The 18,547-nt window shown below is 45.8% G+C and carries 14 protein-coding genes; 4 read left to right on the plus strand and 10 right to left on the minus strand.

Annotated elements, in window-relative coordinates; genetic code table 11:
* The first annotated feature begins 245 nt into the window (after window positions 1-245).
* A complete protein-coding gene (locus QT990_RS06130; protein ID WP_333139156.1) occupies window positions 246-1,295 on the plus strand; it encodes a chemotaxis response regulator protein-glutamate methylesterase in 1,050 nt (349 codons plus the stop codon).
* An 84-nt stretch (window positions 1,296-1,379) separates the two neighbouring features.
* Window positions 1,380-2,906: a response regulator gene (locus QT990_RS06135; RefSeq protein WP_333139158.1), complete on the plus strand. Its 1,527-nt coding sequence runs from the start codon at window positions 1,380-1,382 to the stop codon at window positions 2,904-2,906.
* 1,010 nt (window positions 2,907-3,916) lie between these two features.
* On the opposite strand, the gene QT990_RS06140 is transcribed toward QT990_RS06135, so the two are convergent.
* Both QT990_RS06140 and QT990_RS06145 read right to left on the minus strand, forming a co-directional pair.
* Complete coding sequence (locus tag QT990_RS06140; RefSeq protein ID WP_333139161.1) at window positions 3,917-5,593, minus strand: mechanosensitive ion channel; 1,677 nt, start codon at window positions 5,591-5,593, stop codon at window positions 3,917-3,919.
* Between the two features lie 101 nt (window positions 5,594-5,694).
* Complete coding sequence (locus tag QT990_RS06145; RefSeq protein ID WP_333139163.1) at window positions 5,695-6,894, minus strand: transposase; 1,200 nt, start codon at window positions 6,892-6,894, stop codon at window positions 5,695-5,697.
* A gap of 147 nt (window positions 6,895-7,041) precedes the next feature.
* Here QT990_RS06145 and QT990_RS06150 point away from each other — a divergent pair, with 147 nt between their 5' ends.
* On the plus strand, window positions 7,042-7,506 hold the full coding sequence (locus QT990_RS06150; RefSeq protein WP_333139165.1) for an SRPBCC family protein: 465 nt from the start codon (window positions 7,042-7,044) through the stop codon (window positions 7,504-7,506).
* 311 nt (window positions 7,507-7,817) lie between these two features.
* Here QT990_RS06150 and QT990_RS06155 read toward each other — a convergent pair whose 3' ends face one another.
* The 8 genes from QT990_RS06155 to QT990_RS06190 form a co-directional block, all read right to left on the minus strand.
* Window positions 7,818-8,504: an alpha/beta hydrolase gene (locus tag QT990_RS06155; protein WP_333139167.1), complete on the minus strand. Its 687-nt coding sequence runs from the start codon at window positions 8,502-8,504 to the stop codon at window positions 7,818-7,820.
* Between the two features lie 599 nt (window positions 8,505-9,103).
* Window positions 9,104-9,928, minus strand: a complete 825-nt coding sequence (locus QT990_RS06160; protein ID WP_333139169.1) for a SirB1 family protein — start codon at window positions 9,926-9,928, stop codon at window positions 9,104-9,106.
* Between the two features lie 401 nt (window positions 9,929-10,329).
* Window positions 10,330-12,228 carry a DNA mismatch repair endonuclease MutL gene (mutL, locus tag QT990_RS06165; protein WP_333139172.1) on the minus strand — a complete coding sequence of 633 codons (1,899 nt, stop codon included), beginning with the start codon at window positions 12,226-12,228 and terminating at the stop codon, window positions 10,330-10,332.
* Between the two features lie 182 nt (window positions 12,229-12,410).
* Window positions 12,411-13,520, minus strand: coding sequence for an ATP-binding protein (locus QT990_RS06170; RefSeq protein WP_333139173.1), 1,110 nt, complete (start codon window positions 13,518-13,520; stop codon window positions 12,411-12,413).
* Between the two features lie 335 nt (window positions 13,521-13,855).
* A complete protein-coding gene (locus QT990_RS06175) occupies window positions 13,856-15,169 on the minus strand; it encodes a beta-ketoacyl synthase N-terminal-like domain-containing protein (RefSeq protein WP_333139175.1) in 1,314 nt (437 codons plus the stop codon).
* 247 nt (window positions 15,170-15,416) lie between these two features.
* Window positions 15,417-16,202, minus strand: coding sequence for a peptidylprolyl isomerase (locus QT990_RS06180; protein WP_445252062.1), 786 nt, complete (start codon window positions 16,200-16,202; stop codon window positions 15,417-15,419).
* A gap of 316 nt (window positions 16,203-16,518) precedes the next feature.
* On the minus strand, window positions 16,519-17,085 hold the full coding sequence (locus QT990_RS06185) for a photosystem I assembly protein Ycf4 (protein WP_333139179.1): 567 nt from the start codon (window positions 17,083-17,085) through the stop codon (window positions 16,519-16,521).
* Window positions 17,086-17,117: 32 nt separating this feature from the next.
* Window positions 17,118-17,288 (minus strand): hypothetical protein, encoded by a 171-nt coding sequence (locus QT990_RS06190; RefSeq protein WP_333139181.1) that lies wholly within the window; start codon window positions 17,286-17,288, stop codon window positions 17,118-17,120.
* Between the two features lie 124 nt (window positions 17,289-17,412).
* Here QT990_RS06190 and psbD point away from each other — a divergent pair, with 124 nt between their 5' ends.
* On the plus strand, window positions 17,413-18,471 hold the full coding sequence (gene psbD, locus QT990_RS06195) for a photosystem II D2 protein (photosystem q(a) protein) (protein WP_333080069.1): 1,059 nt from the start codon (window positions 17,413-17,415) through the stop codon (window positions 18,469-18,471).
* Window positions 18,472-18,547: the final 76 nt, after the last annotated feature.

Genomic DNA, 18,547 nt, shown 5'->3' on the forward strand with positions numbered 1-18,547 from the left:
AAGTTCAAGATCCCTGATTTATCTGTGGGGTAAATCTAAAATCTAAAATCTAAAATCTAAAATCGACTGATGACCCAGCCCAAAAACGGATACCGTGCCACGTACTTAAGCCGTGGAAAGATAAAAAATTTAGACCAAAGTTCAAGCTTCCTGATTTTTCTGTGGGTAAATCTAAAATCTAAAATCTAAAATCTAAAATCGACTGACTCATCCGTGTTTTACGTTTAATTTAGGGGGATTTGCTGATGAGAATTGCAATTGTTAATGATTTGGCGATCGCAACTGCTGCACTCCGACGGGTTTTGCAGACAGTTTCTGACTACCAGGTGATTTGGACTGCACGGGATGGAGCCGAAGCAGTTGCTAAGTGCGCTCAAGATACGCCAGACATGATCTTAATGGATTTGTTGATGCCTGTCATGGATGGAGTAGAAGCAACCCGTCAGATTATGAAACACTCTCCCTGCCGTATTCTGATTGTTACAGCCAGTGCTGATAAAAATCTTGCAAAAGTTTATGAAGCGATGGGATACGGCGCTTTAGATGCAGTTGATACACCTGTTTTGAGTGGCACAGATACCGCTAATACAGCAAACGCGCTACTCGCTAAAGTTGGCACAATTCGCAAACTGCTAAAACAGCCTTCTTCAACAAAGATACAAGCAAAAAAGTCCATTTCATCGCTGGAATTGGATCGACGAAGTGGACTTTCATCTACTGTATCTACTGTCCCGTTAGTGGCGATTGGATCGTCTACAGGTGGCCCGAAAGCATTAGCAACCATCCTTTCGCAGCTACCTGCTAGTTTTGGTGCAGCGATCGCGATCGTCCAACACATAGACGATCAGTTTTCTAGTGGATTGGTTGATTGGTTGAGACAACAAACAGTATTGCCCATAAGAATTGCGGTTGCGGGCGATCGATTGGAAAAGGGAACTATTTTAGTGGCAGGTACTAACGATCATTTGTATTTAAAACCGGACTTGACTCTCGGCTACACCAAAGAGCCGATTAATTATCCCTATCGTCCATCAGTTGACGTATTTTTCAAGAGTGTTGCTCAACATTGGACGCGCAAGGGAACTGCGATTCTGCTAACAGGAATGGGTAGAGATGGGGCGGAGGGATTAAGCGTATTGAAGCTTCAAGGTTGGCACACGATTGCTCAAAATAAGGACAGTTGTGTGGTATATGGAATGCCTAAAGCAGCGGTTGAGTTGAATGCTGCTGTAGAGGTTTTATCACCAGATGCGATCGGCACTACCCTCCGCCAAAATCTCATACTAAACCGCTAATTAAGTAAATACATCTAATAAAACGTCAAACACGGATTAGTTAAAAGCTGGCTCTCTATACTGACTTTATTCTTTTTACCACTTATGACAACTTTGATACACGAGCAAATAACAGTTTTATTAATTGACGATCAACCCATCATTAGTGAAGCCATTCGTCGAATGTTGGCTTCCGAACCGGACATCGTATTTCACTACTGTAGCGATCCAACTCAAGCTTTTGACATTGCGGAGGAGTGCCAGCCAACTGTCATACTGCAAGACCTGGTTATGCCCCAAATGGATGGCTTGCTGTTAGTTCGATTTCTACGATCCAAAGACAGTTTTACCTGTAATATTCCGCTAATTGTGCTGTCCAGTAAAGAAGACCCTACTATCAAAGCTAAGGCCTTTGGACTTGGCGCCAATGACTACCTAGTGAAACTGCCAGATCGCATGGAACTGATCGCTCGCATCCGCTATCACTCCAATGCCTATTTGAATTTCCTCAAGCGACAGGAAGCTGAAGGACTTTTCAAAGCTGAAATTTTACGTCAAGCAGCATATATTGAGCAAGTTGGTAAGGTGACAAGTGCTGCTTCTGAGGTGGAACGAGATGCTTTTCAACCGGATGCACTAACAGAGGTTGCTAAACGCAGTGACGAACTAGGACAACTGGCACGAGTCTTTACTCAGATGGTCAATACGGTCAAAGCACGAGAGAAGGAATTGACCAGGGCAAATCAAAATTTGGAAGAGCTGCTGACAGCTTATGGTCGCTTTGTTCCTCATGATTATCTGCGTTTTCTGCGGAAGAAAAGTATTACTAATGTGCAATTAGGGGATCATGTCAGCAAAGTTATGGCAGTGATGTTTTCTGATATTCGCTCCTTTACTACGCTGTCTGAAAAAATGACTCCCAAGGAAAATTTTGCTTTTGTCAATACTTATTTGCAGAAAGTTAGTCCAGAAATTCGTACTAATCATGGTTTGATTGTCAAGTTTCTGGGGGACGGTATGATGGCTGTTTTTCCAGATGGAGGCAATGATGCTTTGGCGGCGGGCGTTGCTATGTTTAGAGTCGTTGAGCAATTTAATCAGGGGCGACTTCAGGCAGGTGAGCAACCTATTAAGATTGGGATTGGTATTCATGTGGGTCACATGATGCTGGGCATGGTCGGCGAAGAGAACCGGATGCAGGGTGATGCTTTTTCTGACAATGTTAATTTAACGGCACGGTTGGAAGGGCTAACAAAGTTTTACGGCGTTTCTCTTCTGATTTCTCAGCAAGTGCTAGACGATTCAACTAATGCCGATGAATACCAATTGCGCTTTTTAGACCGGGCGATTGTGAAGGGACGAAATGAGCCGATTGCGGTTTATGAGGTCCTGGATGCAGAACATGAGGATGTCAGGGTACTGAAGTTGAAAACCAAACTGGATTTTGAACAAGGATTGGAATTATATCGGCACAAAGATCGGCTGGAATCTGCGAGAGAAAGTTTTGAGAAGGTGATTGCTGTACATCCTGCTGATAAAACTGCTCTCCTTTATTTGGAGAGGATTGAGCAATTGATGAGGGAGGGTGTGCCTGATAACTGGAATGGTGTTTGGAGTTTTACAGAAAAGTGATTTGTGAGGATTGAATTAAATTTATCTGAACGTAATAAATACTTCCTTAATTTGATGGACCTGAAAGTTGAAAAAATTGTCAAAAAGCGGCCTAAGAATGGTTGAGTTGCTCTACCTCAACTTTTGCGCTGGTCAATCTAAAATCAAAAATTACCCAACCCTCCCAAAGGCTCGCTCCAAACGGGCTAATAAAAACCACTGATTATGGTGATTTGACACTCCCCACGGCTGAAGCCTGGGGATTCTCCAAGCTAAACTTGGAAGGGACAGGCAAAAGTCCCCCTAGACGCTCAAAACAATACCCGTATCAAAGATATTGCAATTGCGCTTACTTTTAGAGTTTTTCTTACTTTCAGAGTCCATCGCACGAGCCAGATAGGTACGCTCCTCACCCTGCCATTATTCGCCCTTTAAGTATTCCGCATCAAAGGCGGATGTCTCCGTTGCCGGGATTTCTCCGCACGCTTGATGATTCTTCGCGTAGATGGTTATTCTTACTTGCTGTTTGAATTATATCAAAAACTGAAGGCGGTTGAAACCGCTACCGACTTATCCCCCCGTCTAAAGCCAGGGGCCAGGCGGGCTCGTTCTTCGGTCAAAAATGCTGAGGGTGTCTTACTGCCCGGAATTTCACCGTTCTAGGAATGGTTCAACACGTAGTTGATACGCCTACTTGTTCCGCATTGTTAGATTATAACACAGATTACTCGCAGCCTAAAGGCTGCAACTGCGTTTCATACCCTGCGGGAAAGACCGGGGTTCTCACGCGACGCGCTATAGCAATCCTAAATGATTCAGATAAATTTGTACGGGTAGTGCTAAGAGTGCCTACCCCCTATCTATCGGGCAACCGGGCGTGGGATTGCCCCTACAATAATTATGCAAATGATGCGAGGATTGCTATAGCTGTATCCTCAAATTCAAAGGCTTTGCGATTGGTTCGCGACCCTTACAATGAAATTAATCATAAAAAAATGGCGTTTGTACTTGACAAACGCCATTTTATAGAGTTACGAACGCGGCGTCTTATCTTGTTTAAACGACGCTAACAATTCGCGAATTTGGTCGGCCGCAATCTCGCGCCCGCCCAAACCAAAAGCTAGAGCAATACCAACTGCGATCGCCCCAAGCAGCAGCCCGAAAGCCAAATTCACAATATCGCTGCCAATGCCCATCTGTTGCAGCGCCAAGGCCGAAACAAAGGCAATAATAGCAATCCGAGCCGCTTGGCCCAAAAGCCGCGCTTGACGAGTTCCAGAACTGGCAATCAAACTAAACGCCAGATTCGCCAAATACAAGCCGATCGCAAATACCACCAAACCGGCGAGCACCCGACCTGCAACCAGGACAATACCGCTAACAATCGCCGTCAGCGCGGGAATTTGCAGCACGTCGGTAGCTGCCACCACAGCAAACAGGATGATGCCCACCTGCACCACAATACCGACAAACTCAGAAGGTGTGCGGGCCGGAAGTTCCGGTTCCTGAAGAATCGTTGCCTCCGGATCGATCGAACTTGGCGGTAGCCTCAGCGACTGTTTCGGTGCCTGCACTCCCAACCAAGAAAAGACATTGTTAAAGCCAATTCCGGTCAGGATATTAGTAACCAAATCGCCTACCCAGCGCCCCAAAATGTAAGCAAGCGCCAGAATCAGGGCTGCCGTGAAGATTTTGGGTACCGCGCCCAAAATGTCGTTGAGCATCGCGATTGCCGGCTGCGAAATCGCTTGAATGTCCAAAGCGTTGAGAGCTGCGATCGCGGTTGGAATCAAAATCAAAACATAGACGATCGTCCCGGCAATCCACGACAGCGATTGTCCGCCAGAAGTCCGCGAAATTCCAAACCGAGCGCCCAAACCGTCCGCCCCAGCAGCAGCCAACAGATTCGTGACAATCCGCCGCACCACCATAGCCAGTAGCCAGCCCACAAACCCAATCAGCACAGCTTCCAGAATTTTCGGAATTGCCGCCAGAATTTGGTTGAGTAAATTATTAACCGGCAGCAGAGCCTGCTGCATTTCCAGTGAGTCGAGAATCAGCGGCAAAAACAGCAGAAAAATGAACCAGTACAGCGCATTCGCCACAGTATCGCTCAGCAGCAAAGGGCGCTCAGTGGGCGCTGCGCCCACCTCCTGATTCAAGCGCTCGTCTACGCTAAAAGTCCGCATCACGCGCGATACGGCCATTTTGGCGACTGTCGCCAACACCCAAGCAATCCCCAACCAAATTAGCGCGCCGGCTAACTTCGGCAAGAAACCGGTAATTTGATTGAGAAAAGTATTGAGCGGTTGCGAGACAGCCGTTAGATTCAGGCGATCGAAAAAGGCAATTAGGAAAAAGATAAAAATGATCCAGAACACCGCTGTGGAAATCCATTTTTCCACTTGCGGGGTTTCAGCTCCTTCCGGGCGGCCGGTAATCCAAGCCGCCAGCCGATTGTCGATCGTCGTCTTCTTGAGCAATCCCCCGACTATAGATGAGACGACGGCTGATACTATCAAGCCAACTAGCAGGATACCGACGGCCCAGAGGAGATTTTCAATGTTTGAGCCCTGAAAGAGATTGTTAATTCCGCGTTCGGCTTGTGCCAGCGGATTTGCGGGCTGGGCCTGTGCCAAAAGGCGATCGGACAAAGCCGCTATGGGGCCCGATATCGGTTGAGTTATTTCTTGCCAAGTTTCATTCATTTTTTTCTCAGGTTAACGTCACATTTGACAAGGAGAAGACGAAACTTTAATAATAGTTCCAAAAAATCTAGACATCGCCTAAATTTAATGTTTGTACACTTTTAATGTACTGGGTTAACTACAAAACCCTCTATCGAATTTGGGATCAACCCATCTCCGACTGCTTTTGTGCCAATATTCAAAGAACCGTTTACATCGGCCTTTATGAAGTGTCCAGTTTGGGTTCTGAACAATCCTCTTTTTACCCTACTGCCAATGTAGTCGGAATGTTGTTGAATTGGTTCCAAATCCCAAGCTGAACATTTGGATGTGTAACTCTCCTCAACTAACACAACTTTAATTCCCGCAAGTTGTCCTTTGTACTGCAACATTTGCACGAATCGGCGATGGGGAATACAGGCAAAATTTTGATTATTAACCTTACCAGTATTAATCCCATCTTGAAAATCATGGTTCCAGCCTATCGCTAGCAAGCCCCTTTGATGATTAACGAGTTCTTTAATAATTGCGGAACTCGTCGTGTGGAGGTAGTAATCCACTTTACAGTTAGGCTTGTGCCACAATGGGGCAAGTTTTTTACTGTTTTTTTGCGCTGCGGGCAGCAATGATTTCAATGCCGATGAAACTTGATTGCAGTATTGGTTGGTTGACTTAACAGCCCGTCCATCGAAGATTGTCGGTACTAACCCAGGAACATTGTAAGTTAATGTTGCCAGATTGTTTAATCCTAAATCTATGGCTGCTGCTCTCTGATTAACTTGTAAAGGCTGTTCTAACTTTTCATAGACCACCTCGACAACATAACAACCTACTTTGGGAACAATCCGGATTTCCAGAATCGAGCTGACTTTTGAGGGCAACCAAATATTAGTCCCAGAGGGACGAGCATATCCTTTTTTTAAGGCTCTTTTGCTGACAGCTTGACAATTAAATACAACTACATAGCGCCCGTCCTCTCTTTTTCGCTCTCTTGAACCTTTGTAATGAGGGATTTTCGGGGCGGCTTTAAATTTAGTTGGGTATTCCTGATAGTTTCGCACCGCCAGATAATAGCTAGTCCATGCTTTGAGGACTAAGCCGATCGTGCTTTGTGCTACCTTTGCGGGCAGTGCTTTGTAATCAGGACTTATTTTGAGCGCGAGATAAACAGCCAGAGCATTTGTTTGTTGGCTGGCGAAAAAGTTTTGACGGTAGATGTAGTTAGCGCTATTGTAAAGATTTTTGCACAGCCAAGACAGTCGATCGCCTTCTCGATAAAACCTATGATTTGGTTTAATGATGTGCCTTTCGACTAACTCCATAATCAGTATATATACTTTATTTGAAGATGATACACTGTATTTATGAGTGTGTCAATCTTTTAATTTCTGGAAAAATTGACGTTACAAGTAAATAAAGGACTATCAAGTAAGCAAAGTTTTGTAATACCCTCGTTGTTGCAGGTTCTCATGTCAATTCGTCAAGTTTTCGAGCAATCCATTGAAATTCAGGCTGCTGCTACTCTGGTGGAGCGCTGTATAGTCGATCGTACTTTAATGCACAAGTGGCTCAATCCCTTGCTACGCTGCGATCCCCAGGGCGAATGGGATACTGCCGTAGGAAGTCGCAGCTTGTTTATCATAAAAATTCCTGTTTTGCAACCCTCTTTAGAGAGTGTTGTGTTGGAGCGACAACCAGGTTTAATTGTTTGGGGGTTTGACGGATTTTTCAAAGGATGCGATCGTTGGGAATGCCAGCCGCAAATCCAAGGAACTCTCTTGATTAACCGCTTTGAATTTCAAATTCCCAATCGTTTAATTAGATTTGGTTTCAATCGCTTTGCCGCCCCTTGGACGGAAAAAGATATGAAAGACCAACTCCGCCGACTCAAGCGGGTAGCCGAGCAACTATCTCAAAGAATGGGTAAGGGGTAATGGATAATGGGTAATGGGAAACGGGAGCATCTCAATGAAAGCAGCAAAGCTCGAAATTGGAATTAGGAGTCAGGAGTCAGGAGCCAGGAGAAAAGAGTCAGAAGGAAGAAGAAAGAAGTGTTTTTGCAAATATGAGATGCTCCCTGGGAAACTATTACCCTCGCGTAGCCGAATAATTGGTAATTGGTCATGAGTAATTGGTAATAGCTGAAAGCTAGAGCTAATAGGAAAAAAAGCACCAATTCCCAATTCCCAATTCCCAATTCCCAATTCCCAATTCCCAATTCCCAATTCCCTCCAACTTCAGTTATTTATTTCGCACTTCCTGATGGACTGGGCTGACAAATCATTTGTCGGGCCGAATTCACCGCTTGGCCGGCGGTATTTTGCAAAGCAGGGGAATTCTGATACATAGCTTGCAAATTTTGCAAGTCTTTAATCACTCGTTGGTAAATAGCCATAGCTTGATTCCCGTCAACTTCTAAGGCCGCAGGGCCGTAATTTTGCATCACTTCAATCAGCGATATTTTGCCATCTTTGGAAGCTGCGACTAAAGCATCGCGCAGTGCGGGCGCGCTTTGAAGACGAGTGGCCGGCGTATAAGCAACCTCCCCCAATTGTTTGAAAACAATTTCCCCAAAATAAGTATTTGCCAGCCCCGCTACTAATTGGGAATCTAAAGGGACTTCTTGCGTTAATATTTGGCGCACCGACTCGGGAGTTTGTTTCGCAAGACTCAGAACGCTTTGCAGTTGAGATGATGGTTTGCCGGTTTGTGCAAAGCTTTGTAAGTCGCTCATCGGTAATGTTACGTCAACAGCACCGTATTTTACGGTGACATTATCTAATGCCAAGGCTTTGCCGCTGCTTAGGAATACTGCACTTGTTCCCAACAAAAGCGCCAAACCAAATGATAAAGACTTTGACATTCTTTTGGTTAAATTGGCTGACAGCGGTTGCATTCCGTTGAGATAACCTTGTTGAAACTGAAAGTTCATGAGTTTGTGCCTCTTTACGTCAAAATACTTTTTCGATCGCTCGTCATTGCGGGTATCAGTGCAGGTATCAGTGCGGGTATCAGTCGGGAAAGTGGACTCGGAAGTTCGGTAAATGACCTATGATTTTACAGTCATGTCAAGCAAATTTAACCTATCAAAAGATAGGTATTAATTGAGAATTAATATGTTATAATTAGCTGTTTGACAATTTTAGATACCTTTGCAAAAATTATAAAAGCGAAATTTGGTCGTCGGTCAGCAGTTTATTGAGTCTCACTTTTATGTCTTATAGTGTGCTGTGCGACATATACCAAATTTAACTACCAGCCGGGAAGTCCCGGGCGTATATTTAGAGGGGATTAATCTGAGCGCGGAGCCCCGTAGCCCGAATAAATTACGCCCGCGTGATGAAAGGCTCGTCGGGTGTAGGGACCCAAAGCGACAATTATTCTTTTATACCCCTTCATGATCGGGAAATACTCTGATACTATATTAGCAAGTGGGGGTGGAACTACCTCACTATAAAAAGCATGAGAAAAAAAAGGAAAAAGAAGCCTGCAGTCTAACTGTACTCAGTTGACCGTCAGGTTTGTTCACGTTCACAGATCCCGATCGAGCCGATCGACCAATTGGCGAATTCTAGCAGCATCAGGAGCATTCGGAGCATTTCTCAGGTATAGTTCCAAATCGTGGCGCGCTTCGACCAAGCGTCCCAGTTGATAATAGAGAATTCCGCGATCGCGCCGTTCCCCCAGCGCCTCGGGAAACAGCAGCAAAATCCTTTCGATCGCCCAGAGTACCCTCACAGCATCTCCCTGTTGCAAGTAAATCGCCTTCAGATTTCCCAGCATTCGCCCCAACAAATGTCGGCGACTTACCGGGGCGAGAAAAGCCGGCTGCAACTCCATAGGTTGACCATAAATTTGAGAAAGTCTGGCTTGACAATCTTCAGGAAACAAGATTTCGCCGCCGTTAAACGCATCAACAAAAATACCAGCATCTTCAAAATCCGGTCTAATTAAAAAATGTCCTGGCATCCCAATTCCCACCATCGGAAAATCAATGCGCTTAGCAACCTCCAAATAAACCAAAGATAAAGAGATGGGAATGCCAGTACGCCGATCGATCACTTCATTCAAAAAGCTATTGCGGGGGTCGTAATAATCCGCATCATTGCCCCCAAACTGCAACTCCCCGTATAAATAGCTATTAATAGTTTGAATAATCCGCAGCGGATAATTCTGTGCCGGCAGGCGTGAGCGCACCTCATCTGCGATCGTGTCGAGAGCGTTGAGATACTCGTGTGGATCTAAATTTGGGTATTCTTCCAAAGCCATGTAAAGAGCAGCTTTCGCCAGGTCAATCGAGCCATCAGGCTGATTTATTTCTCGATAAAAGAGTTGTCGGGCGATCGGAAAATCCATATTTATTGATTTATTTTTAATTTACTTATTGGACTAATATCATGAACAGGCAAGATGCCTGTTCCACAACAAAGATTATTCGGGTAAATCGGCATTTTTTTGTAGTATAATTAACCTTTTTCATGGTAAAGCAGGAACTTTTTCTTGTGGAACAGGCATCTTGCCTGTTGCAGCTTTTTGTAGTACAATGAAACTTTTTATGCTGGTAATAGAGGCATTTTTTCTTGTGGAACAGGCATCTTGCCTGTTGCCCAAAAGATATTAAAAACACTGCATTATTTAAATTTTAATATATTCTAAGTTGTTTTATCTAAATCAGCCCCTATTTTTAATAAAGCTTCACGATGTTTTTTTCGATCGAGCCAGATTGACGTGAACGCCCTCGGATGTCAAATGAACTTTCAAATCCCGTGACTTTTACCAATCACCCAACTGCGGCGAAAAATCCGAGCCAGAGTCGATTCTTCCAAAGCAAAATAGATAGGGCGGCCGTGAGGACAAGTGCGCGGATTGCGAGTTTGCTGCCATTCATCCAACAAATTTTGCATTTGGGAAAGACTCAAAGGAGTACCGTTTCGCATAGCGCTACGGCAAGCAGTCGCAACTTGAGCCGCTTGTAAATCTGCGACTTTACTGAGCTCAAACAGCGCATCCGCACAGTCATCTCGCTCGGCTAACAATTCAGGAACTTCGCGGGCAGCCCATAGCTGTTCGCCAAAACTTTCTACTTCCAAACCCAAGCGGGATAAATTCTCAATTTGCAGCGCCGATAATTGACTGAGAATTACTGGTTTTTCCAGATATTTTAGCTGCCAAGCCGCGCATAATTGCTCGTATAAAACGCGCTCGTGAGCGATGTGTTGTTCCACCAACCACATGCCGCTGGAATGTTCTGCAACAATGTAAGTATTGTGAACTTGAGCGATCGCCCTCAATTCCATCAATCCTATTTTATTAGCTTTTTCCTGTTCGTCGCCTTCCTCATTTTGTATAGCCGAAATCCCGACACTGTAAGCACTTTTTTGTTCCGATGCCTTCAGCAATTTTCCCACTCGATCGGGAATTGGGGCAGACGGCAAAACTTCATCGTTCAGGTGCAAAGCACGAGCAATTGCCGCGCTAACTTGTTCTTGCCAAAAACTCGGATCGTGCAGATAAATTTCAACCTTAGCCGGGTGGCGGTTCCAGTCGATTTCCGAAGGGGAGATTTGCAGGTGAACAAAACACACGGGATAGCGATCGCGCGGACAAGTGCGGGCAAAGGCGCTGAGAATAGTTTGCTCTAATTCGGGCGATCGCACAACTCGCCGATTTACCCCAACCTTCACCCAATCCGGCCGCCTGCGGTGACAGCGATCGGGCAAACCAATTACTAATTCTAAAAACTGGGAATTGGGAATTGGGCATGGGGCATTGGGCATTGGGCATTGGGCATCGGGAATTGGGCATGGGTAACTCGGCTGTGTTTTTGACAAAAACAATTGCGTGTGTGCGAAATAATCTGGCGATTTATTCCTTTCAGGAAATGAAGGCAAATTTACTTTTAAATACTGCAAATCATTCAAGCGAATTCCCCGCACGAATTGAGGTAAAAGTTGTTCCGCTGTGCTACCAGGAGTTACGTGCAAACAAGGCGTATTTCCTTGACGCAACTGCCAATTAACGTGCGGGTGACAAATAGCAATTTGCTGAAGGGTTAATTGGATCGATCGCATTTGCTGTGCCGGCGACAAAAAACTGCGGCGCACAGGCCAATTGCCAAACAAATTATCAACAGTCACCACCGTACCAGGAGCGATCGCCGCTGTTTCCAGCTCTACAGCAACGCCTGCGTTATTGTAAACCACCCGCCAGCCCGATCGAGCATTTTCAACTCCCCCCTTGTTAAAGGAAGATTTAGCGGGGGTTTGCGCCGAATCTCGATTTTCCGAAAAATCCCCTAATCCCAAATCATTCGATCGGCTCAAAACCTCCAAACAGCCCAACTGAGCTAAACTGTGCAAAGCTTCCCCACGAAATCCCAAAGTATCAATTTTGTAAAGGTCAGCTTCAGTGGTAATTTTGCTCGTACTGTGAGGGGAAGCCGCCTGCCGCAAATTTTCCAGATCCATTCCTGTACCATTATCTGCAACTTGCACCCGCCACTGTTCGGGCCAGACAGAAACAACGATGCGAGTTGCGCCAGCATCCAGAGAATTTTCAACTAATTCTCGTACCGCTGCGGCGATCGAGTCAATCACTTCGCCGGCGGCAATTAAATTGATAACTTCTGTGGGTAAGGTTTGAATAGTAACTGGCATCAGATTTTTAGCATTTCGTTAATTCAATTCTACTTTATTCTGCAAGTCGCTACACAGTATTAGGACTTACGCTCTTCCAGCCGGTTTCTTAGAAAAATATTGTTTGATTACAAAATATCTACTCATCAACCAAGTCTCTGAGGCTTAGTGAAAAAGTCCTCAGTATATATCTTCTAACCTACTTAATTTTGATCTGCTAAAGCCTCGGTTTTCGGCAAGCGGATGTAAAAAGTTGTCCCTTTTCCGTCCTCCGACTCATAAGTAATTTGCCCTTTGTGAGCCTCAACCATCGACTTAACAATTGCCGTTCCCAACCCAGTACCAGTCCGTTTACCATAGGTCACAAACGGTTCAAATAACTTTTCCTTAATTGCAGGTGGAATGCCGGGGCCGTTATCGTAAATGCTAATTTCTGCCCAATCCTCACTTTGCCACGCAGCAATCTCCACCCGCCCCCCTCGTCCGCCAAAAGCCTCAACAGCATTCCCAACTAAATTTTGTAAAACGCGCAAAATCTTATTTTCATCCGCTTCCACTATCACTTCTGTCACCCGTACTACCAAATCTACTTTTGCTGCTTCAAAATAAACTCGGTTCAACTTTTGAAACTGCTGCAACGTCTGAATTAGATTAACTGGTTTTTTATTTAATACAGAATTGCCGCGCGAAAATTCTAACACTTCTTCAGCCATCCCCAACATTCGCTGAACCTGCAATTGAATAAGTTCGCACCACTCCTGAGTTTCCTCATCCGGGTGCATTTCTTTGAGCACTTCACTGGAGAGTTTAATTCCGGTAAAAGGACTTTTGAAATCGTGAATAATTGTACTCACCATTTCTCCTACCAATACCATTTTTTGTTTGTGTACCAACTGGCTAACATATTGATCCGTGGTATCCCGTAAATTTTTAGTAATGAAACTAAACATTTGCAGTACCGAACTGCCTTTAGCAAACTGGAGAGTTGTTATTAGTTCTTCACGGTCTATTTTGGCCAAAGTCGAGCCGGTAACTGCCACAGCTCTAGCACTGCGAGGCTCTCCGTCTAAAACTCCGAGTTCGCCAAAATAATCGTCTGGGTTAGCGACAGCAACAGTTTGATATTTATGATTTTCGATCCGCTTGCTAAACTCGACTTTACCTTCTAAAACTAGATATAAAAAATCCGCTGTTTCTCCTTCTTCAAAAACCAGCGTTTCCTCAGCAAAACTCTCCAAAACAGCTATTTGGCAAAGGTGAGCAGCTTGCTCTGGTTCAAAATAAGACATAAATCGATGAGAGGCCAGATCCATGTGAAAATACCTGAGACTTAATTTAAACAGTTTCTTTCTTCTATTTTCGCTGATCACCATCGGTGCGTTAATAAAATACAATACTGCTTTAATCTGGCTCTCTTTTCTAGCCTCCGAGGCTTTGACGCAAGGATTAGCGTCGGGATGCAGAGCCAGACTAGCATAGCAGCACCAGCAATCTCACCAAAATTCTCAGTTAATTGACTAAAATACATAAGTATTGTAGTATTTTTGAGATTTAAATTGGATGTGCGGGGGTTCTCCGGCCTCCTCAGAAGATTTTAACTGTAGAGAGATCGTGTAATTTAAATGCCGATCGACCGAGTTTACAAAAATTAACGATCGCCCGCTAAAACGATCGCAGCATTCTGCCCGCCAAAGCCAAAACTTAAACAAACCGCATTTCTGACAATAGCCGATCGCGCACAGCGAACAAAATCTAATTCAAACCCCGGTTTTTTCATTCCCACGCAAGGCGGCAACATCTGATATTTAATACTCATCAAACAAAAAGCCACGCCCAAAGCTCCCGAAGCTCCCAAAGTATGACCCGTCGCCCCCTTAGTCGAACTAACAGCAACTCCTGGGTGAAATAACTTCTCAATTAACAGTGCTTCGTGTCGGTCGTTTAACTCAGTTGCAGTACCGTGAGCATGAATAAAATCTATATCAATCGCCGATAAATTGCTGCGTTTCAAACATTGATTTACCGCCGCGATCGCACTTTTCCCCCCCAGCTCCGGGGCATTAGCATGGCAAGCATCATTTGTCAAGCCAAAACCGGAAACTCGACCGTAAATTTTAGCGCCACGACGCCTTGCCAACTCGGCAGATTCTAATACAAATAAAGCCCCGCCTTCACCGAGCACAAAGCCTTCCCGATTTTCATCAAAGGGATAGCACCCATTGTTTGCCAAAGCACCCATCCGGCTAAATCCAGCCAGAGTAAGCGGTGTGATAGGCGCTTCCACAGCACCTGCGATCGCCCGCTGACACTCACCAGTGCGGATTAAATCAACAGCACGGGCGATCGACTGTAGGCCGGTCGCACAAGCAGCCATCGGCGCCAGCACCGGCCCCATTGAGCCAATTGCCCTCGCCGCCGCCATCGCCCCCATGTGAGGCAAAAAATTCACAAATTGAGAATTGGGAATCGGGCATAGGGCATGGGGCATGGGGCATAGGACATGGGGCATAGGGAATTGAGAATCGGTAATTGAGAATTCTCTTTCCTCTTCCTTCTCCCCTCTTCCTTCTTCCAACTTCGGTCTTCCAACTTCGGTCTTCCATCCATCCGTTACATCTTGTACAGTGCTCGTTGCTGAACTTCCTTCTTCCTTCTTCCCTCTTCCTTCCCTCGCCAACAGTTCCAAATTTGCCTGGAAACCTCGGCTAGAACCGATCGCAATCCCGCAATCTGGCAAAGGCAAAGTCAAATTAGCATCTTGCAAAGCATCTGCTAAAACCTGCCGAATTAAAGTTATTAAATCCGCAGGTTTTGTGCGAATTAAAGCCAAAGGTTGCGGCTCAATTTTTAGAAAAGGTTGATGTTCCCGAATTCCCGACTCTGCAGACAGCAGTCTTATCCAGCTAGTTTCCAGACTGCCTAAACTCGAAACTAGACCAATTCCAGTAACAACAACATCCATTCACTAATGACTAATGACTGATGACTAATGATATCTATTCCGGTTACACCGGAATGGTATAGAGGACACGGCAGTGCCGTTTCTTGCGCGCCAGATTAATTGTAGGGACACGGCAGTGCCGTGTCCTGACTGTGGGTAAGATTAATTCCGATGCTACCGGATTTGATATGACTAATGACTAATGACTAATCACTAATGACTAATCACTAATGACTAATCACTAATGACTAATCACTAATGACTACCTTCAGCTAACCGGCTTAAAATTTTCCAAACCCTGAGTAACAGTAGCCTTCTCAATGCGATCGCCCGCTTCAATCTTATCAATCACATCCATCCCTTGCTTCACGTACCCAAAAACCGCATAGCTACCGTCCAAAAACGGTACATCGGTCAAAGTAATGTAAAACTGAGAAGAAGCCGAATCAGGACTTTGCGATCGAGCCATAGCAACAGCCCCACGACTGTGCATCAACACGGGTTTTTCCTTAACCCCAGCTTCTTGTAGCGTCGCGCTGTAAGTCGGATTGGCAGCACCTTTAGCTTTAATTTCCAGAGGAATCCTGCGTTCTACAGTAGTTTTCGGGTCAATAAAACCACCAGTTCCCAGCCGCGCCGTAGGGAATTTAGGGTCTTTACCCTGGGGGTCGCCGCCCTGAACTACAAAAGGCTGAGGTTCCCGCACGACTCGGTGAAATACCAGCCCGTCGTAGACTCCTTTCTGAACCAAATCGACAAAATTGCCCGCAGTAATTGGCGCATTTGTGCCGTCGAGCTCGATCGTAATTGGAGCACCTTTAACCGTCATCACCACCGTTGCTTTTCCTTGCAATCGTGGCAAATTGCTAAATTGCGAACTCGCCGCTACAGCAGCAGGAGAAGGAGACGGAGACAAAGAAATATTTTCACCCGACACCGGATTCGGTGTCGGAGTCGAGTTTGCCACAGGGGAACTACTGCATCCTCCGACAAACAACGCGCCAATTATTAAAAGTGAGAACAACCACCGCTGAATTTTGATTTGCATTTGCATTTGTATTTTCACTTTGAGTCAATTACGGACTTTGCAACTAAAGATTTTAATTCAATAGTCCGAACTGTTTTTAGTTCGTAGTCTAAAACCAGCGATTTTCCTTGGATAGCGAACTTGCTTTGGAGCCTTGAAACCCTTATTCTACGGTTTGCAATCAAAAACTTTCGCAAGTATGGTTAATTGATAGATTCCAAAATTGGTAACGGGCTTACTCGCCGATCAATCTTTTTCACTTACCAGGTAGGTAAGGTGCGCGGCCCGGCGCACCCTACGAGACATTACCAATCTCAGATATCAAATCGCCAATCGAAAATCCCTAAAGTCCTTCTAGGGGAACTTGCAAAAATCGAGCCAATTCGGCCGCTTGATTTTCCACTTCAGACAAAGCAATCGGCTGTCCGACTCTAGTCAGGGGAAACTGACGGCGGTCTTTGAGCTTAAGATAAATACTGCGGCGGGGATTGAGACCTTCTTTAATGTCCACCCGCACAGATTGCACGTCCGATGTCTTGCAAGTAAAATCAACTTTGCGGTTTTTGCCGGGAAATCCCCAGCGAAAGATCCGAATGTTACCAGTTTGTCGATCGAACTCGTTGTAACCGCCACCGACATCCCAGAGAATAGTCAGCCACAGGTAAAGCGCCAACAGCACGCCACAGACACCGTAGAAACCCATCGCAATGCCTTGGGGGATGAAAACAAGCTGAGTCGGGTCAGCAAAAGGCAGCAGGTTAACGTGCAAGTAGCTGGAAATGCCCGACAGCAGGAAACCAGTCCCTCCAATGCTGACCACCGTCGCCCACCAGTAATTGCTGAAGCGGCGGGAGCCCAAAACCGGGTAGCGCAGGACAGGATCGATCGAGGTCATTGTTTTTGCAGTCATAAAATTAAACAGCCTTAAAGCCAAATCTTAATTCAATTAGTCCACCGAGCGTGACGCTTCGCTGAGGCGATCGCGATCGACTGATCGGGATTGTGTATCAACTCCTCAACCACCGCCACCTCGCCGCTTGGCGACGAAGGGTCAGTTGGATTGTTGCTGAGCATCGTCAACCAAGATGGCCTTCCTCTCAACCACGCTTTCATCGACTACGCCTCTAGTGGGGGAACTCTACTGTTCTAGTTGAAAAATTATGAACTTCTAATATATAGTTATGTTAACTTTAATTAGAAACCTTGGTCTTTTAACAAGCAAAAGGATTTTACCCCAATGACAATCGCAGTCGGACGCGCCCAGAACGAAAGAGGCATCTTTGATGTCCTCGACGACTGGCTCAAACGCGATCGCTTCGTCTTCGTAGGCTGGTCTGGCATCCTGCTATTCCCCTGCGCCTACCTAGCCATCGGTGGCTGGTTAACAGGCACCACCTTCGTCACATCTTGGTACACCCACGGTTTGGCAAGCTCCTACCTCGAAGGAGCCAACTTCCTCACCGTAGCAGTCTCCACCCCAGCCAACAGCCTCGGACACTCCCTGCTGTTCCTGTGGGGCCCCGAAGCACAGTGGGACTTCACTCGCTGGTTCCAACTCGGTGGGCTGTGGACATTTGTCGCCCTCCACGGCGCCTTCGCACTGATCGGCTTTTGCCTGCGTCAGATTGAAATCGCCCGTTTAGTCGGCATCCGTCCCTACAACGCCCTAGCATTCACCGGCCCCATCGCCGTGTTTGTTTCGGTGTTCCTGCTTTACCCCTTGGGTCAATCAGGCTGGTTCTTCGCCCCCAGTTTCGGCGTCGCAGCAATTTTCCGCTTTTTGCTATTCCTGCAAGGCTTCCACAACTGGACGCTCAACCCCTTCCACATGATGGGCGTTGCAGGCATCTTGGGCGGTGCGCTGTTGTGCGCTATCCACGGTGCAACCGTAGAAAACACCTTGTTTGAAGACGGCGAAGGCTCAAACACCTTCCGCGCCTTCAACCCAACTCAGTCAGAAGAAACCTACTCGATGGTTACAGCTAACCGCTTTTGGTCGCAAATCTTCGGAATTGCCTTCTCCAACAAACGCTGGTTACACTTCTTCATGCTGTTCGTACCTGTCACAGGCTTGTGGATGAGCTCCATTGGCATCGTCGGTTTAGCATTAAACCTGCGCGCCTATGACTTCGTATCACAAGAATTACGCGCTGCTGAAGATCCTGAGTTTGAAACGTTCTACACTAAGAACATTCTGCTTAACGAAGGCATTCGTGCTTGGATGGCTCCGACAGACCAACCTCACGAAAACTTCATCTTCCCTGAAGAAGTTCTGCCTCGCGGTAACGCACTTTAAAAAAATCAGGATTTGGATTTCAGATTAATTTACTTTTTTTAAATTAATCTGAAATCCAAATCCCAATTCCCCGGCG

It is taken from the genome of Microcoleus sp. T3_B1 (assembly GCF_036700445.1).
Classification (GTDB): domain Bacteria; phylum Cyanobacteriota; class Cyanobacteriia; order Cyanobacteriales; family Microcoleaceae; genus Microcoleus.

Excerpts from the sequence above, each read along its gene's own strand:
- QT990_RS06130 (WP_333139156.1), top strand. The coding sequence starts at position 246 with ATGAGAATTGCAATTGTTAATGATTTGGCGATCGCAACTGCTGCACTC.
- QT990_RS06135 (WP_333139158.1), top strand. The coding sequence starts at position 1,380 with ATGACAACTTTGATACACGAGCAAATAACAGTTTTATTAATTGACGAT.
- QT990_RS06140 (WP_333139161.1), bottom strand. The coding sequence starts at position 5,593 with ATGAATGAAACTTGGCAAGAAATAACTCAACCGATATCGGGCCCCATA.
- QT990_RS06145 (WP_333139163.1), bottom strand. The coding sequence starts at position 6,894 with ATGGAGTTAGTCGAAAGGCACATCATTAAACCAAATCATAGGTTTTAT.
- QT990_RS06150 (WP_333139165.1), top strand. The coding sequence starts at position 7,042 with ATGTCAATTCGTCAAGTTTTCGAGCAATCCATTGAAATTCAGGCTGCT.
- QT990_RS06155 (WP_333139167.1), bottom strand. The coding sequence starts at position 8,504 with ATGAACTTTCAGTTTCAACAAGGTTATCTCAACGGAATGCAACCGCTG.
- QT990_RS06160 (WP_333139169.1), bottom strand. The coding sequence starts at position 9,928 with ATGGATTTTCCGATCGCCCGACAACTCTTTTATCGAGAAATAAATCAG.
- mutL (WP_333139172.1), bottom strand. The coding sequence starts at position 12,228 with ATGCCAGTTACTATTCAAACCTTACCCACAGAAGTTATCAATTTAATT.
- QT990_RS06170 (WP_333139173.1), bottom strand. The coding sequence starts at position 13,520 with ATGGATCTGGCCTCTCATCGATTTATGTCTTATTTTGAACCAGAGCAA.
- QT990_RS06175 (WP_333139175.1), bottom strand. The coding sequence starts at position 15,169 with ATGGATGTTGTTGTTACTGGAATTGGTCTAGTTTCGAGTTTAGGCAGT.
- QT990_RS06180 (WP_445252062.1), bottom strand. The coding sequence starts at position 16,202 with ATGCAAATGCAAATCAAAATTCAGCGGTGGTTGTTCTCACTTTTAATA.
- QT990_RS06185 (WP_333139179.1), bottom strand. The coding sequence starts at position 17,085 with ATGACTGCAAAAACAATGACCTCGATCGATCCTGTCCTGCGCTACCCG.
- QT990_RS06190 (WP_333139181.1), bottom strand. The coding sequence starts at position 17,288 with ATGAAAGCGTGGTTGAGAGGAAGGCCATCTTGGTTGACGATGCTCAGC.
- psbD (WP_333080069.1), top strand. The coding sequence starts at position 17,413 with ATGACAATCGCAGTCGGACGCGCCCAGAACGAAAGAGGCATCTTTGAT.